The sequence below is a fragment of the Rugosimonospora acidiphila genome, from assembly GCF_039543385.1.
GTDB lineage: Bacteria > Actinomycetota > Actinomycetes > Mycobacteriales > Micromonosporaceae > Rugosimonospora > Rugosimonospora acidiphila.
Genome location: NZ_BAABJQ010000005.1, coordinates 104,579 through 119,991, shown reverse-complemented (window position 1 = coordinate 119,991; position 15,413 = coordinate 104,579). Strand labels below are relative to the sequence as shown.

16 protein-coding genes and 1 riboswitch are annotated in these 15,413 nt (G+C 70.6%); of the genes, 8 read left to right on the top strand and 8 right to left on the bottom strand.

The features are described 5' to 3' along the window. Positions 1–16: 16 nt before the first annotated feature. Genes ABEA87_RS10560 through ABEA87_RS10550 form a run of 3 tightly spaced genes read right to left on the bottom strand, consistent with a single transcriptional unit; the run spans position 17 to position 3,431 of the window. The gene (locus ABEA87_RS10560) at positions 17–466 is read right to left on the bottom strand and encodes a response regulator (protein WP_345628401.1); all 450 of its coding nucleotides are present in this window, start codon (positions 464–466) and stop codon (positions 17–19) included. Then, entirely contained in the window at positions 463–2,067 is a 1,605-nt protein-coding gene (locus ABEA87_RS10555; RefSeq protein ID WP_345628399.1) for a sensor histidine kinase, read from the bottom strand. The genes ABEA87_RS10560 and ABEA87_RS10555 overlap by 4 nt, the downstream gene beginning before the upstream one ends. Continuing rightward, complete coding sequence (locus ABEA87_RS10550) at positions 2,064–3,431, bottom strand: PP2C family protein-serine/threonine phosphatase (RefSeq protein ID WP_345628397.1); 1,368 nt, start codon at positions 3,429–3,431, stop codon at positions 2,064–2,066. Before ABEA87_RS10550 ends, ABEA87_RS10555 begins: the two co-directional genes overlap by 4 nt. A 494-nt stretch (positions 3,432–3,925) precedes the next feature. Here ABEA87_RS10550 and ABEA87_RS10545 point away from each other — a divergent pair, with 494 nt between their 5' ends. From ABEA87_RS10545 to ABEA87_RS10535, 3 genes are all read left to right on the top strand, one after another. Further along, the gene (locus tag ABEA87_RS10545; RefSeq protein WP_345628395.1) at positions 3,926–4,936 is read left to right on the top strand and encodes a LacI family DNA-binding transcriptional regulator; all 1,011 of its coding nucleotides are present in this window, start codon (positions 3,926–3,928) and stop codon (positions 4,934–4,936) included. Positions 4,937–5,050: 114 nt separating this feature from the next. Next, a complete protein-coding gene (locus ABEA87_RS10540; protein WP_345628393.1) occupies positions 5,051–6,055 on the top strand; it encodes an NAD-dependent epimerase/dehydratase family protein in 1,005 nt (334 codons plus the stop codon). Between the two features lie 403 nt (positions 6,056–6,458). Then, the gene (locus ABEA87_RS10535; protein WP_345628391.1) at positions 6,459–7,382 is read left to right on the top strand and encodes a sigma-70 family RNA polymerase sigma factor; all 924 of its coding nucleotides are present in this window, start codon (positions 6,459–6,461) and stop codon (positions 7,380–7,382) included. Positions 7,383–7,567: 185 nt separating this feature from the next. On the opposite strand, the gene ABEA87_RS10530 is transcribed toward ABEA87_RS10535, so the two are convergent. Continuing rightward, complete coding sequence (locus ABEA87_RS10530; RefSeq protein WP_345628390.1) at positions 7,568–8,035, bottom strand: DUF1003 domain-containing protein; 468 nt, start codon at positions 8,033–8,035, stop codon at positions 7,568–7,570. A 46-nt stretch (positions 8,036–8,081) separates the two neighbouring features. Beyond that, entirely contained in the window at positions 8,082–8,879 is a 798-nt protein-coding gene (locus tag ABEA87_RS10525) for a methyltransferase domain-containing protein (RefSeq protein ID WP_345628389.1), read from the bottom strand. Positions 8,880–8,967: 88 nt separating this feature from the next. On the opposite strand from ABEA87_RS10525, the gene ABEA87_RS10520 reads away from it, so the two are divergent. Next, positions 8,968–9,366 carry a TOBE domain-containing protein gene (locus ABEA87_RS10520; protein WP_345628388.1) on the top strand — a complete coding sequence of 133 codons (399 nt, stop codon included), beginning with the start codon at positions 8,968–8,970 and terminating at the stop codon, positions 9,364–9,366. 109 nt (positions 9,367–9,475) lie between these two features. Here the strand turns inward: ABEA87_RS10520 and ABEA87_RS10515 are convergent, their stop codons facing one another. Continuing rightward, positions 9,476–10,441, bottom strand: a complete 966-nt coding sequence (locus ABEA87_RS10515) for a C40 family peptidase (protein WP_345628387.1) — start codon at positions 10,439–10,441, stop codon at positions 9,476–9,478. Positions 10,442–10,472: 31 nt separating this feature from the next. Then, positions 10,473–10,621: riboswitch (cyclic di-AMP (ydaO/yuaA leader) on the bottom strand. Between the two features lie 448 nt (positions 10,622–11,069). Here ABEA87_RS10515 and ABEA87_RS10510 point away from each other — a divergent pair. Next, positions 11,070–11,549: a DUF6232 family protein gene (locus ABEA87_RS10510; RefSeq protein WP_345628385.1), complete on the top strand. Its 480-nt coding sequence runs from the start codon at positions 11,070–11,072 to the stop codon at positions 11,547–11,549. 16 nt (positions 11,550–11,565) lie between these two features. Here ABEA87_RS10510 and ABEA87_RS10505 read toward each other — a convergent pair whose 3' ends face one another. Together ABEA87_RS10505 and ABEA87_RS10500 are read right to left on the bottom strand one after the other, a co-directional pair. Continuing rightward, complete coding sequence (locus tag ABEA87_RS10505; protein WP_345628383.1) at positions 11,566–12,462, bottom strand: helix-turn-helix domain-containing protein; 897 nt, start codon at positions 12,460–12,462, stop codon at positions 11,566–11,568. Positions 12,463–12,583: 121 nt separating this feature from the next. Continuing rightward, the gene (locus ABEA87_RS10500; RefSeq protein WP_345628381.1) at positions 12,584–13,930 is read right to left on the bottom strand and encodes an ABC transporter ATP-binding protein; all 1,347 of its coding nucleotides are present in this window, start codon (positions 13,928–13,930) and stop codon (positions 12,584–12,586) included. Positions 13,931–14,186: 256 nt separating this feature from the next. Here ABEA87_RS10500 and ABEA87_RS10495 point away from each other — a divergent pair, with 256 nt between their 5' ends. The 3 genes from ABEA87_RS10495 to ABEA87_RS10485 all read left to right on the top strand — a co-directional run bounded on the left by ABEA87_RS10495 (position 14,187) and on the right by ABEA87_RS10485 (position 15,390). Then, the gene (locus ABEA87_RS10495) at positions 14,187–14,645 is read left to right on the top strand and encodes a MarR family winged helix-turn-helix transcriptional regulator (RefSeq protein WP_345628379.1); all 459 of its coding nucleotides are present in this window, start codon (positions 14,187–14,189) and stop codon (positions 14,643–14,645) included. A gap of 1 nt (position 14,646) precedes the next feature. Next, a complete protein-coding gene (locus ABEA87_RS10490) occupies positions 14,647–14,901 on the top strand; it encodes a Smr/MutS family protein (RefSeq protein WP_345628378.1) in 255 nt (84 codons plus the stop codon). 129 nt (positions 14,902–15,030) lie between these two features. After that, positions 15,031–15,390, top strand: a complete 360-nt coding sequence (locus ABEA87_RS10485; protein WP_345628376.1) for a MerR family transcriptional regulator — start codon at positions 15,031–15,033, stop codon at positions 15,388–15,390. The last annotated feature ends 23 nt before the right edge of the window (positions 15,391–15,413 follow it).

Sequence of the window (15,413 nt, the reverse complement as noted above, 5' to 3'; positions counted from 1 at the left end):
GCCGAGCCGCCTCGGCTCAGCGCGGCGGCAGCTTCACCACGCTGATGAAGAACTCGTCGATCTGCCTGACCACGTTGACGAACTGTTCGAAGTCGACCGGCTTGGTCACATACGCGTTGGCGTGCAGCTGGTAGCTGCGCAGGATGTCCTCGTCGGCCTGGGACGTGGTCAGCACCACAACCGGGATGCGGCACAGCGACTCGTCGTTCTTGATCTCCGACAGCACCTCACGCCCGTCGCGGCGCGGCAGGTTCAGGTCGAGCAGGATCAGATCGGGCCGGGGAACGTCCGTGTACGGCGCCTCCCGCCGCAGGTAGGCCAGCGCGTCCACGCCGTCGGAGACCACGTTGAGGCGGTTGCCGACGCGGTGCTCCTCGAACGCCTCCCGGGTCATGAGTACATCGCCCGGGTCGTCCTCGACCAGCAGCACCTCGATCGGTACCGACTCCAGAGCGGGGTGGGTCACGAGACGGCCTCCTTGCTCGGATCAGCGCTGGCGACGGGTGCCGGACTGACCGGGCTCACCGCGCTAGTTTCGATCGGAAGCGTAAACCGAATCGTCGTTCCCTGCTCAGCCGAGGTGTCCAACCAGATCCGCCCACCGTGATACTCAACGATCTTCTTGGCGATGGCCAGCCCGATCCCGGTGCCGGGGTACGCGCCCTTCACGTGCAGTCGCTGGAAGATCACGAACACCTTGTCGGCGAACTCCGGCTCGATGCCAATGCCGTTGTCCCGGCACTCGAACTCCCACTCGCCGTCGCGCCGGTGCGCGGCCAGGTGCACCCTGGGCGGCACGTCCGGCCGGCGGAACTTCACCGAGTTGCTGACCAGGTTGCCGATCAGCGCGGTCAGCAGCGACTCCTCGCCGCGTACCACCGGCATCGGGTCCCAGGTGACCATGCCGCCGGCCCGCGTGACGGTCGCCTCGGTCGCGGCGGCGGCGTCGGCGACCACCGAGTTCAGGTCGACCTCGGTGAACTCGCTGGTGACCCGGCCGATCCGGGAGAACGCCAGCAGGTCGTTGATCAGGCGTTGCATGCGCTGCGCGCCGTCGACCGCGAACCCGATGTACTGGTCCGCGCGTTCGTCCAGCTGGCCGGCGTAGCGCCGCTGCAGCAGCTGGCAGAAGCTCGCCACCTTGCGCAGCGGTTCCTGCAGGTCGTGCGAGGCCACGTAGGCGAACTGCTCCAGGTCGCGGTTGGACCGGCTCAGCTCGGCGGTCTGCGCCTCGAGCTGCCGGTTGGCCTCCTCCATGGCGGTCCGGGCCGCCCGTACCTCGTCCAGGTCGGCGACGATCTTGCGGCGCATGCCGTCCACGTCCCGGCCCAGCGAGGCCACCTCGGGCGGACCGTCGGTGTCGACGCTGTGGTTGTAGTCACCCGCCGCGATCCGGCGGACCTCCCGGGCCAGGTTGCCGACCGGCCTGGTGACCAGGTAGCGCAGCAGCAGCGCGAGGAGGATCCCCGCCAGCAGTACGACCACCGCGGCGGCGATCAGCAGCTGGACGATCTGATTGCTGGACTGGGTCAGCCGGTTGACCGAGGTGTTACGGATCGTGACTATCGAGTTTTGCAGACTGGTCAGCGCGGTGCGCACCTGGTTGAACAGGCCCCGGGCGTGGTCGTCGATCAGCGCGAGGGCGCCGCGGTGGTCGCCGGAGCGCACCCGCGCGATCACCGGGTCGGCGACCTGGGTGTGCCACGCGGCGATCCTGTCCTGCGCCTCGTGCAGCTGCCCCTGGACGGATGGCCGGGTGGACAGCTCGCTCATGAGCTGCTTGGTGAGCTGCCGCTCCTGCCCGAGCCCCTCGGTGTACGGCGCGAGGTCGGCCTCGGTGCCGTTGACCGCGAACCCGCGTACGCCGGTCTCCTCGTTGAGCATGGCGGTGACCAGTTGGTCGGTGGCAGTGCGCATCGGGCCGACCCGGTTGAACACGTCGTCGAGCTCGGAGCGGCTGTTGACGGCGGCGATCGCCGCGCTCGCCGCGATCAGCGCGAGCACGATGCCGGCGATGGCGCACACCGCGGTGATCCGGGCACGTAGCGACCAGCGGCTGGCGCTCATCGGGCGGCCTCCTTCGTCAGCAGGAGCATGGCCACATCATCTGCCAGCGGCCCGCCGTTGCGCTCCTCGGCGGCGGCGACCAGCCAGTCGGGCAGCTCGGCGAGCGGGGCGCCCCGGTCGCGGTACTGCTGTACCAGCGTGGTCAGGCCGCCGATACCCAGCCGTCCGTCCGGTTCGTCCGGGACCCGGCCCTCGATCAGCCCGTCGGTGTACAGCAGCACCGCCCAGCTGCTCGGCGGCAGCTCGACGCGGTGTGGCGGACGGGCGACATCGGGTAGCACCCCGAGCATCAGTCGGGGCTCCGCGTCCACGGCCACGACCTTGTCGGCGGTGATGAGCAGCGGCGCCGGGTGCCCGCACAGCCGCACGGTGGCGTGGGGGGCGCCGGTCAGATCCACGTCGATCGCGGCCACGGTAGCGAAGATCTCATCCGACCGGCGCTCGCTGATCAGGACCCGGTCCAGCGCCTCCAGCAACTGCTCGCCGGCCACCCTGGCCAGGGTCAGCGCGCGCCACGCCGCGCGCAGCTCGACGCCGAGCGCGGCCTCCTCGACACCGTGCCCGGACACGTCGCCGACCAGCAGCGACAGCCGGTTCGGCGCGGTCTCGATCGCGTCGTAGAAGTCGCCGCCCAGCACGCCCTTGCGCCCGGGACTGTAGAAGGTGTGCAGGGCCATGGCGGACGCGCCCATCAGCGGCTGGGGCAGCAGGCCGCGCTCGAGCCGGGACGACTCGGCGGCACGCAGCTCGACCTCGCGCAGCCGCCGCGCGCTCTCCTCCGCCCGGCGCCGCTCGACCGCGTAGCGGACGGCCCTGGTGAGCAGTACGCCGTCCACCCGGCCCTTGATCAGGTAGTCCTGCGCGCCCTCGGCCACCGCGGCGATGCCCAGCGGCTCGTCGGCCAGGCCGGTCAGCACGCACACCGCCACGCCCTCGCCCTTGGGCAGCAATTGGCGCAACCCCTCCAGCCCGCTCGCGTCGGGCAGGTCGAGATCGAGCAGCACGCAGTCCACCTCGGACAGCCGGGGCAGCGCCTCGGCCATGCTCTCGGCGGTGGTCAGGTCGACCGGGGCGTCGGCCTCCGCGAGCAGCTCGCTGACGAGGAACGCGTCGCCCGCGTCATCCTCGATCAGCAGCACCCGCAGCCGCTCCCGCTCCGGCGCCGGCCGCCTGGCCGGAATGTCCGGACTGGATGTGGCTCGTGGCCAGATGCCCGTCGTGCCCGGTGTGCCCGGTGCGCCGGCGGCGCCACCCGCGCTCATCGGCTCGCTGGCGCTCCGGGCGGCCGGCACGCCCGGCCCACCGGCCGCACCCGTGGCCGTGGGCCGCGCCGCCGAGCCGGGCGCGAGGTGCGGCGTGTTCACCAGGGGACGCTCCGTCCCGCTGGCGCCGGCTCGTCGTGGGCTCGCATGGTTCAGATCCTCTCGCAGGATGGCCGATCCATACAGCCTGGTGGACCATCACGTTATACCGGTCAAGGGCGGTTTCCGGCTATGCGCGAAACACTGCGTATGTCCATTATGGACCTGGTTCGGTACGGCGGCCAGATCAGGTATCCGGCATGGAGAGCGCTCTCCACGCCGGTTCGCCGGCCGCTCGCCGGCGCGGAGAGTCGGTCCGAAGAGGGAGAAATTTCCGGACGACTCTTGACGGAACCGGCGGCCGGCGGAAAGCTTTGCAAAGCTGGAGAGCGCTCTCGCAGACGCGTGACGACCGGGGCGTGCCCCGATCCGGACGCGGCCGGATAACGTGAACGTCGACACAGCGTGGCGACACCCGACGGGGTTTGGAGGGGCGGCGTGAGCCGGTCAAGCGCCGAAGGCGTCAGGCTCAGCGCCGTCGGGAGAGGCAGAACGGCGTGAACACCGCACGGACTCGGCCCACCCTGGAGAAGGTGGCCCTTCGCGCTGGCGTGTCGCGGGCAACCGTGTCGCGCGTGGTCAACGGGTCGACCACGGTGGCGCCCGACATCCGCGACACCGTCATGCGGGCCGTGCAGGAGCTGGGCTATGTGCCCAATCACGCGGCCCGCAGCCTGGTCACCCAGCGCACCAACTCGATGGCTCTGGTGCTGCCCGAGCCATCCACCCGGATCTTCTCCGACGACCAGTTCTTCCCCGGGATCATCCGCGGCGTCAGCCAGGAGCTGGAGGTCGCCGAGAAGCAACTGGTGCTGATGATGGCCAGCTCGGCCGCCAGCCACGACCGGATCGAGCAGTACGCGATGGCCGGCCACGTGGACGGAGTCATGGTGGCCTCGGTGCACGGCGCCGACCCGTTGCCGGCGACGCTGGCCCGGATGGGCGTGCCGGTGGTCTGCAACGGGCGCCCGCTGGGCCGCTCCACGGTGCCGTACGTGGACGTCGACTCGGTCGGCGGCGCGGCCACCGCGGTCCGGCACCTCGTCGAGTCCGGGCGGCAACGCATCGCCACCATCGCCGGCCCGCAGGACATGGTCGCCGGCATCGACCGGCTCGCCGGGTACCGCACGGAGCTGCGCGGCTCGGCCCGGCGCTCGATCGTGGCGGTCGGCGACTTCACCCGCGAGTCGGGTGCCGTGGCAATGCGCCAACTGCTGGAGGACGATCCCCGGCTCGACGCGGTGTTCGTCGCCTCTGACCTGATGGCGCACGGCGCCCTGGGCGCGCTGCGCCAGGCCGGCCGGCGGGTACCGGACGATGTGGCGGTGGTCGGCTTCGACGACATCGAACTGGCCCGCTATACCGAGCCGCCGCTGACCACCGTCCGGCAGCCCATCGTGGAGCTGGGGCGGGAGCTGGCCCGGCAGCTCCTGAGCCTCGCGGCCGGCGACCCGATCGAGCCGTTCATGGTGCTGCCGACCGAGATGGTCGTGCGCGAGTCCGCCTGAAAGTCCATTGTGGACCGGCTCGGCCGGGCGAGGCCCCGTTCGCGGTCCGCGCAATCGCTACGCCGAGCGCGAACCGGCCTGGTGCCGGCGCGGGCCGGGGCTCAAGGTCGGGTGATGGAGCTACTTGTCCTTGGCGGTACCGCCTTCCTCGGCCGCGCGGTGGCCGCCCATGCCCTGTCCGCCGGCCACCGGGTGACCTGCGCCGCCCGTGGCGCCTCCGGGGACGTACCCCCGGGCGCGACCCTGGTGCGCGTCGACCGCGACCGGCCGGACGGACTGGCCGCGCTTTCCGGCCGGTCGTTCGACGCGGTGATCGACGTGTCCAGCCGGCCCAGCCACGTCCGGCGGGCGGTCGAGGCGCTGAGCGGCAGGGTCGCGCGCTGGACCTACGTGTCCAGCGGATCGGCCTACGCCGACACGTCCACGCCCGGCCAGCGGGCGTCGACCGCACCCCTGCTGGAGCCCGCGCCGCCGGAACTGGACGACCCGAAGCAGGGCGCCGAGGCGTACGGGCGGTGCAAGGTCGCGTGCGAGCGGGCCGTGCTGGACAGCGGGGTGCCGGTGTTCATCCGCCGGGCCGGCCTGATCGTGGGGCCGGGCGACACCAGCGACCGGTTCACCTACTGGCCGGTGCGGCTGGCCCGGGGCGGTGAGGTGCTGGCCCCCGGCTCGCCCGACGACCTGGTGCAGTACGTCGACGTGCGCGACCTGGCCGCCTGGCTGGTCGACGGCACCGATGCCGGGCTGTCCGGGGTGTACGACGGGGTAGGCACGCCGATGCCCCGCGGCGAGTTCCTGGCCCGGATCTCCGCCGCCGTCGGCCGGCCCGATGCCCGGCTGACCTGGGTCGACCAGGAGTTCCTGGCCGAGCACGAGGTGAACCCGTGGGCGGGGCCGCGGTCCCTGCCGCTGTGGCTTCCCCTGCCGGAGTACGCCGGATTCCTGACGCGGGATGTCGGCGCCGCGCTGGCCGCCGGCCTGACCACCCGCGACCTTGAGGAGACGGCCAGCGACACGCTGTCCTGGTACGCCGGCTCCGGGGAGCCGGCGCTGAGCAGCGGCCTGACGCCGGAGGAGGAGACGGCGCTGCTGCTGGCGTGGCACGCCCGGCGCGGCTGATCCCGCTGCGCGGCTGATCCAACCCGGGCGCGGCTCTCACCGGAGGGCGGCCGCCCGACCTCGAGTGTGTTGTGGCTCACTCTCGATGGATCCGGGGCATCGTATCGGGTCGTCGTCCGTTGTGTCCCCGGGCGCGAGCGACGACCGGCGCACGATCTGCTGTCAGTTCGCACCCTGGCCGCTCCCAGGCAATCCACAGCTAGTCATGCGAACCTGAGCGCTTGGTAATGCGTCTAGGTAATTAGCACGCGACCACACCGGTCGTCACGAAGATGTGACGAGATGGCCGCTCAGGGCGGAATCAAAGGGGTACTCCGTCTGTTGTGGTTGTGGCAAGTCCGGGGGGGAACAGATGCGAGAGACGGGGAGGGCCCCCAAGGTGGAGAACGAGAACGTTGCGGTGATGCGCACGGATGAGGTCGCTGAAGAGCGCGACCTGGTCGGTGTCTACCTGCACGAGATTTCCAGGACTCCGCTGCTCGACGCCGCACAGGAAGTGGATCTTTCTAAGGCGATCGAGGCGGGGTTGTACGCGGAGCACCTGCTCGACGAGGGGGAGCAGCCCGCGGGCATCCGCGAGTCGGAGCTGGCCAGGCTGGTCGCAGACGGGGAGCGGGCCAAGGACCAGTTCATCCGGGCCAACCTGCGCCTGGTCGTGTCGATCGCCCGGCGGTATGTCCGCTCCGGGATGCCGATGCTCGACCTGATCCAGGAGGGCAACACCGGCCTGGTGCGGGCCGTGGAGAAGTTCGATTACGAGCGCGGATACAAGTTCTCGACGTACGCGACGTGGTGGATCCGCCAGGCGATCAGCCGGGCGATCGCCCAGCAGGAGCGCACCGTGCGACTGCCCGTCCACCTGGTCGAGGACGTCAACCGGATGCGTAACGTGCAGCGGCAGTTGACCCGCGAGCTGGGCAGCGACCCGGAGCCGGAGCAGATCGCGACGGCGCTCGGCGTGCCGGTCGAGCGGGTGCACGAGCTGATCCGCTGGTCGCAGGACACCGTGTCGCTGGACACGCCGGTCGGCGACGACGGGGACACCAACCTGGGCGATCTGGTGGCGGATTCCGATTCGCCCTCGCCTGAGGAGATCGTGCTCGGTGCCCTGGAGCGCCAGCGCATCGAGGGCCTGCTGGGTCACCTCGACGACCGTTCGGCGGGCATCATGCGCGCGCGGTACGGGCTCGAGGACGGCCGGGAGCACTCGCTGACCGAGGTCGCCTCGCGGTTCTCGCTGTCCCGCGAGCGGATCCGGCAACTGGAGATCCAGGCGTTGGGTCGGCTGCGTGAGCTGGCCCGGGCCGAGGGCCTTCAGGCGGCATAAGGCGCACGCCAACCGACACGCGGCAGACGACGTAACCGGGCCGGCACCCCTGCGGGGGAGCCGGCCTCGTCGTGTGTCCGGCACGCGTCGCCGGTGCGGCGACGGTGCCGGAATTGTCGTGTCTACGACGGGACGCGGTGCCTGCGACGGATGCCGGCGCCCACGACGGGTGCGACGTCCGCGGCCTATGCCGGGGCGTCGCCGAGCTGAGCGCCCGCCCGTAGCGCGTCGGTCAGCTCCGCCACCTGCCTGCGCAACTCCTGCTGCTCCGCGGTCATCTGGTCGAGCCGGTCGGCGAGGCGCTCGACGAGCCGCTCGGCCTTGCTGTCCGTCTCGTAGTCGTGTTGAGCCAGCTCGGAGGCGATCTGGTCGCTGCGCTTCGCGGCGATCAGCAGGATCGCGCCCTGCAGCGCCGCCAGGCAGCTCAGTACCAGATTGAGCAGGATGAACGGGTACTTGTCGAAGCCCGCGTTCCGGTTGAAGCCCATCCACGCGGCGAGGAACAGCAGGGCGGCGAAGACGAAGAGCCAGGAGCCCATGCTGTTGCGCATGTGATCCGCCGCGCGCTCGCCGAGGGTCAGCTGACCGTCGCTGCGGACGCCGGGGTGGCGGTGCCAGCCGTGCACCCGGTTGGAATCGTCGGTGGTCGTCATGGGCACCAACGATGGCAGAACCGGGCCGGCCGGGTCGAGGGTGCGGCTACCGGCGGTACGCGATGACGAAGGTCCGGTTGAATGGCAGGAGCGTGCCGTACGGCTGGCGGGGGAAGGCGGCCCGGAGTTCGGCTGCCACCTCGGCGCGGAACTCCTCCCGCCGCTCGGGCTCCAGCGCCTGAAGGTACGGCCGCAGCCCGGTACCCGCGTACCAGTCCAGCACCGGGTCGTCGCCGGGCAGCACATGCTGGTACGTGGTGGCCCACGCGTCCACCCGGCAGTCCAGCCGGGCCAGCAGGTCGACGTACTCCCCGGCCGGGCGCACCACCCCGCCGGCCGCCGACGGGCCTGCGGACGCGGCGACCGCGGCCAGCCGGTCGGCGAACCGCGGCCCGGTGGCCACGGTGCGGAAGACCCGCGCGGCCGCGCCCTCGCTGTTCGCTGGCACCTGGAACGCCAGCGCGCCGCCCGGTGTCAGCGCCTCGACCCAGCGGGGCAGCAGATCGACGTGGGACGGCACCCACTGGAGGACGGCGTTCGACACGATCACGTCCACCGGCTCCTCGGGCCGCCAGGTCTCGATCTGGCCCGGACGGAACTCCAGCCCCGGGCGGGTCAACTCAACCGCCCTGCCGATCATTTCGGGTGACGAGTCGATGCCCAGCACCGAGGCGTTGGGCCAGCGGTCGAGCAGGGTGACGGTGACGTTGCCGGGGCCGCAGCCGAGGTCCACCACCCGGCCCGGCGACGGCACCGTGATCCGGCCCACCAGATCGGCGAACGGCCGGGCGCGTTCGTCGGAGAAGCCGAGGTAGAGCGCTGGGTCCCAGGTCGGTGAGGTCATAGCTACATGATTTCAGGTCTGGCATCGCCGCCGGCGCCCCGCGAATGGCCGCTGTACATGCGGATCAGCCGATGGCAATGTGTGCCGCGTGACGGATTTTCGGATCACCGAGGCGGCCGAACTGCTCGGCGTGAGCGCCGACACCGTGCGGCGGTGGGCGGACTCCGGACGGCTCAGCGCTCGCCGTGACGAGCACGGCCACAGGCTGGTGGACGGCGTGAACCTGGCCGACTACGTGCGCCGGGTGGGCGAGGGGACGTCACGGGACAGCCGGGCCGCGTCGTCGGCCCGCAACCGGTTCCGGGGTCTGGTCACGTCGGTCACCAAGGACACCGTGATGGCTCAGGTCGAGATCCAGGCCGGGCCGCACCGGCTGGTCTCGCTGATGAGCCGGGAGGCGGTCGACGAGCTGGGCCTGGCGGTGGGCTCGGTGGCCGAGGCCGTCATCAAGTCCACCAACGTCATCGTCGAGTTGCCGCGGGAGTAGGCGTCAGACGGGCACCCGTCCGCGCCCCCGCGGGGAGGTCGGGGGCGCGGACGGGGACGTCGCGGGCCGGCGCGAGTGGGGGGTCAGGCCGGCCCCGCAACGTTCCTTACTACGGACGTCCGTACGCGTAAGGGGTCATCATGTCCACGCTCGCCAGCTTGACGACCTCGCCGGGCTGCGGCGCGTGGATGACCTGGTTGTTGCCGACGTAGATGGCCACGTGCCCGAGGCTCTCGTAGAACACGAGATCGCCGGGTTCGAGCTGACTGCGGCTGATGTGACTCACCGCGCTGTACTGCTCGGCGGCGTTGTGCGGGAGGCTCACGCCGGCCGCCGCCCACGCCTTCATGGTCAGCCCGGAGCAGTCGTACCCGCTGGAGCTCGCGCCGGCCCACACGTAGGGCGTGCCGAGCGCGGCGTACGCGAACTTGACGGCGGCCCCGGCCGCACCCGCCACGGGCGGTGCCTTGGCCGTGGACTTGCTCGCCTTCTCGGTGGCCGTCCCGTACGCCTTGGTGCGTTCCGCGTACAGGGTCTTCAGGTCACCGTTGATCTTCGTGCGCTGTGCCGAGAGCGCGGCCTGCTGGGTGCGTTGCGAGGCGAGGTTGGCGTCGAGCAGCTTCTTCTGGCCGTCGAACTTGGCCTTGGCCGCCTGGTACTGGCTCACCTCGGCCTGCTGTCGCCGGCTGATCTGATTCAGCGTGTTGAGCTGATCGATGAGACCCTGCGGTGAGCCCGCCTGCAGCAGGGCATCCGCGGTCGTGGCGGGTCCGCCTATGTAGGCGGCGACGGCCAGCTTATCGATCTTGTCGGAGGCGGCGTCCAGGCTCGTCTGCAGCGGCTTCATCTGCTGCTGGAGCTTGTTTTCCGCAGCCTGACTGGCGGTCAACTGCCCGGTGACCTTGTCGTACTGTTCGATGATTTTTTCCAGGTTCGTCGAATCCTGGTCGATTTGTTGCTGAATTTGTGCCGCGGTCGGCTCGGCATTGGCGACAGACGCCGGCGCCACGATGGCGACCGCGGCTACCCCGATGAACAGGGCCCGCAACATTGTCCGCGCGGTGCGCAAGGGCAACCCTTTCTTCCTTGACAGAGACACGGGAACTTGAGTCTCCGTCGCCGCCTACCGGGTTAGCTGACGGATTCGGGCCGGAAGTAGCCCTACCGCGAGAATCTCGCGGATTCACCCCAACGAACCTGGTTCCCCGGCTCGCGTTCCCTGCCGTGATGGGGGCAGAGTCGGCAACTCGGCGGTGCCACCCGGTATCGCCTGGAATGGTCGACTGGACTTCCGGTTGGCTTCTTCAAGCTAGCGGGAAGATGCCGACCGGGAAACCCAGTGCGCCGGATCTGCTCCAGATTTGGCCTAACAAGAGGAATGTCTGTTGCGGCGCCGGGACGTGAATGGCATTCACGCGCAGCGGCGAGTGGCCGGTCGACCACTCCGCGCACTCGCGCTAGCTGCGCAAACGTGGGCGCCAAGGATCGCTCGTCGCCCGTGTGTGCCATATCGCTCAATGAAGGAAGTCGAACTGACATATAGCAGATATACAGGCTTCCCTTATACAGGTGGCTGTCGCACAATGAGACTCATCATCATGTTGCGCTACCCGCGCAACGACAGAAGCGGCACCCGGCTGCCACCGGATGCCGCTCAGACCTCACTCCATCGCCCGTCTCAAGAGCCCGGAGGAGACACTTCAATGGAGCGTACCCAGAGGGGTTCCCCCGTACCAGAGCGGAGGCGCCCCGGCGAGACGATCCTGTACAACGCGGACGGGGTCAAGGTCACGGATCGTTGGCTCGTCGTCGGTGGACGCCGGTACCCGATCGAGTCGCTGTGTGAGCTGCGCGTGGTGCGCGCCCCGCACAGCCGGCTGACCATCGACGCGGGGATCGCGTCGGGCGTGATCGCGTTCGGCATCGTCCTCACCGCGCGCTACCTCGACCCTGCCGGCTGGCTCGGCGCGGCCGTGGTGCTGGCCGTGCCGTTGAGCCTGCTGGTGTACGGCCTGCTGCGCCGGCCCAGGCCGTTCGAGATCTGGGCGCAGTACCAGGGGCTGACGGTTCGGCTGCTCTCAATGCGGGACCCGCGGCGTTTCGGCCAGATCAGGCGGGCGCTGATCCGGGTCCAGGAGTGGGAGCCGGACCTGCCCAGCCGCCCCCGGGACACCGCCGCCTGAGCCCCGCTGACCACGCTCACACCTCGCGCGCGGCGCGATCGATGAGCGCGAGCGAGTCCGTCTCGTCCAGTGCCGCCGAGCGGACCCGCTCGAACAGGTTGGCGTAGGCCGTGACGGCCGGGTGCTGGGTGCGCATCGACTGCACCCCGCGCAGCCCCTCGACGTACAGCGCGGGACCGTCGCCGTCGGCATCGAATTCGAGCAGGACGAAGGTGCCGAGGGTGGCCGCCGTCACCGATGCCGTGAACGGCACCACGTGGATGGCGACGCCCGGCCGGTCCGCGAGCTCCCGCAGGTGGGCGAGTTGGGCGCGCAGGGCGTCCCGGTCGCCGCAGCTCCTGCGCAGGCATGCCTCGTCGAGCAGCGCGACGACCTCCGGCGGCGACTGCTGGCCGAACACGCCGCGCTGCCGTCGTAGCCGGACATTGAGCTCCAGGTCGAGCCGCTGCGGGGGTACCGGTTCGGGTGCTGTGGCCAGGCTCACCGCCCGGGCGTACCGCTCGGTCTGCAGCAGGCCGGGCACGCAGCCGGTCTGGTGGAACTTCAACGCCGACGCGCCGGGCTCCAGGTCGAGGTAGGACTGGAAGGCCGCGGCGAAGTGGTCCCGGTAGGCGTACCACCAGGGCCGGCGGCGGGCCGTCCGGGCGAGTTCGATGAGCCGGGCCGCCTGCTCGCCGTCCTGGACGCGGTACAGCCGCAGCAGGCTCCGCACGTCGTTGACGGAGACGGCCACCGCCCCGGCCTCGATCCGGATCACCTTGGACAGCGACCAGTCCATCTCGGCGGCGACCCGCTCCTGGGTCAGCCCCGCCCCGGCGCGCAACTGCCGCAGGGCGGAGCGCAGCCGTCGCCGGTGGCCGGAGGAGCCCGCGGCATTCGGGTCGATGCCGGCCGTGATCCGGGTATCGGACATCCACCCTCCGTCCGTCGCGCGAGGGTCGCCCGGTCGTGCCCACCCTCGACCGCCCGCACGATCCAACGAACCGTCGCGCGCCGAGGTTGCGTGGCGCGCCGCGAGGCGTCGCCGACAGGGCCTAAGCGGTGTGCAGGCGGATCCGGTCCCCGTGGTGGTCGAAGAGGAAGACCTGGTCCAGGTCGACGGCGAGCGACAGCGGGTCGCCGGGGCGCGGCGGCGGCGCCGGGTGCGGGAATCGCACCGAGACCGTGCCGCCCAGCGACGCCGGCGCGTGCTGGTCCCTCTCGTACACCGGGTAGAAGCCGTACCGGGTGCGCGCGGTGGCCGGCAGCGGCTCGGCGTGCTGGTGCGACCGCAGCCGGGCCAGAGTGCCGCGCAACGCCTCCACGCCGTGGGACTGCGCCGGCCGCTCCGCCACCGTCTCCGCCAGCAGCCCGGGCGCCTCGGGCAGTTCCAACTGGCTCTGCGCCGCCGCGGTCGGTACCCCGCCGATGTCGACCGCGACGACCGCCTCGTTGCCCAGCCGTTCGACGTGGCTCACCCTGCCGTGCAGCGCACCGAGGGTCGACGGCGACACGACCCGCAGCGCGTCCGGGCGCATGCCGACCGTGATCCGGGCGGTGTTGTACTCCGCCAGGGCCGGCGCGCGCGGATCCGACCAGGGCGTGGAGATGGCCTGCTCGCCCAGGTCGAGCACGGCCTCCTCGCCGGGGCGCGCGTAGACCGCCGCCTGCAGCAGGCTGGTGCGGGGAGTGCCGAGGAACGCCGCGACGAACAGCCGCTGCGGGTCGCTGTAGACCTGGCTGGGGGTGCCGATCTGCTCGACCCGGCCCCGCCGCATGACCGCTATCCGATCGGCCATCGCCATCGCCTCGGTCTGGTCGTGCGTGACATACAGCGTGCCGACGCCGAGTCTCCGGGTCATGGTGGAGATCTCGGTCCGCAGATCGGCCCGGACCGCCGCGTCCACATTGGACAGCGGCTCGTCCAGCAGTAGCGCGCTGGGTCGCCGCACGATGGCCCGGGCCATGGCCACCCGCTGCCGCTGGCCGCCGGAGAGCTGGATCGGCTTGCGGTGCAACAGGTCCTCGACTCCGACCAGCCGGGCGACCTCGGCCACCTGCCTGGCGATCGTGGCGTCGTCGACGTGCTCGGTGTGCAGCGGAAAGGCGATGTTCTGCCCGGCGGTCAGATGCGGGTACAGCGCGAAGTCCTGGAACACCATGGACACGCGGCGCTTCCTGATTGAGGCCTCGTCGACCGGGCGGCCGCCGAGCCACACCTCGCCCGCGGTGGCCGTCTCCAGGCCCGCGACGATGCGCAGGATGGTGGTCTTGCCGCAGCCGGTGGGGCCGAGCAGGGTGACGAACTCGCCCTCGTCGACCTCGAGGTCCACGCCATCCACCGCGACCGTCCCGTCGGCGTACACCTTCCCCACGCCGGACAGGGCGATTGCGGCCACCATTCGTATATCTGACTCCCCGCCACCGAGCTGACGCAAGCATCGATACCCGCACGTGATCAATCGACATTTTGCGAACAGCGAAGGGTAACTGTTCTGATGCCCAAAGTATTGTCCGGTGCCGGTGCACGGGCGAATTCACGTGAGCATTCATCTGCGCCATTCATTGAAATGCTCCGGGCCGACCTGATCCGTCCCGAATTACCAGATGCGTGCCGACGCACACAAGAGGTGCGCGGGCGGTGCTACCGTTCGCGGAGTGACGGATCCCACCGCGGCCTGGTCCGCGTTGCTGCGGGTACACGGCACACTGGTGCCGGCCCTGGACCGGGAACTGCAACGGACCCACGGGCTGCCCCTGACGTGGTACGACGTGCTGGCCGAACTCGACGGGGCGCCGCGGCGCCGGATGACGATGAGCGAGCTGGGCAACGTCGCGATGGTCAGCCGGAGCAGGGTCAGCCGGGTGGTCGACGAACTGGTGGCCGCCGGCCTGGTCGCGAAGGAGTCCAACCCGACGGACGGGCGCTCGGCGTACGCGGTGGTGACGACGGCGGGGCGCCGGCGGCTGCGCCAGGCGAGGCCGAGCTACCTGGCAGCCATCGAGCGCGGGTTCACCGCCAAGCTGTCGGCCCGCGAGGCCGAGATGGTGGCGCGGGCGCTGGGCAAGGTGCTGGCGGCGGGCGAGCCGGACGGCGCGGGCGCGTACCGTCGTTGATGTGAAGCTGAAGCTGGACCTCCACGACATCTTCAACCGCGGTCAGGACATCGACCGGGCGCTGCGCGGCGTCATCGACGAGGCGATCGCGAAGAAGGCGTCGGTCGTGGAGATCATTCCGGGCAAGGGGTCCGGGCAGCTGAAGAAGCGGGTGCTGCGGTTCCTGGACCAGAAGGAGATCAAGGCGCTGTACCACCGCGTCGAGAAGGATTCCCAGAACTGGGGCCGGTTGTTCGTCCATTTCCGGCATAAGTAGCCGAGGCCTCGATCGCGGGCAGAGCTTCACATTCGCCTTTCTGACCCCGGGATGGGGCAATCCAGGCGGAACGCCGAACGGTCGGGCGGCGTTGGCCCTGACACCGGCGTCAAGGTTTACCGTTGCAGTATGCGGATCGGGGAACTGGCCGAGCGGGCGGGCACGAGCGCCCGGTCGCTGCGCTACTACGAGGCCCACGGGCTGCTCGAGGCGCGGCGCAGCACCAACGGGTACCGCGACTACGACGAGGGTGATCTCCGGGTGGTCAAGGAGATCAGGTCGCTGCTCGACATCGGGTTCGGTCTGGAGGAGACCCGGCCGTTCGTGGAGTGCCTGCGCGCCGGCAACGACTCCGGTGCGGTGTGCCCCGATTCCATCGCCGTGTACCGGCACAAGCTCTCCGAACTCGACGGCTGCATCGACCGGCTGCAAGCGGTCCGTGACCGCCTGCGGGGAGAGCTGGACGAGGCGATCACGCAGGCCGGCTGAGCAGAACAGAAACGCCGTAAGTG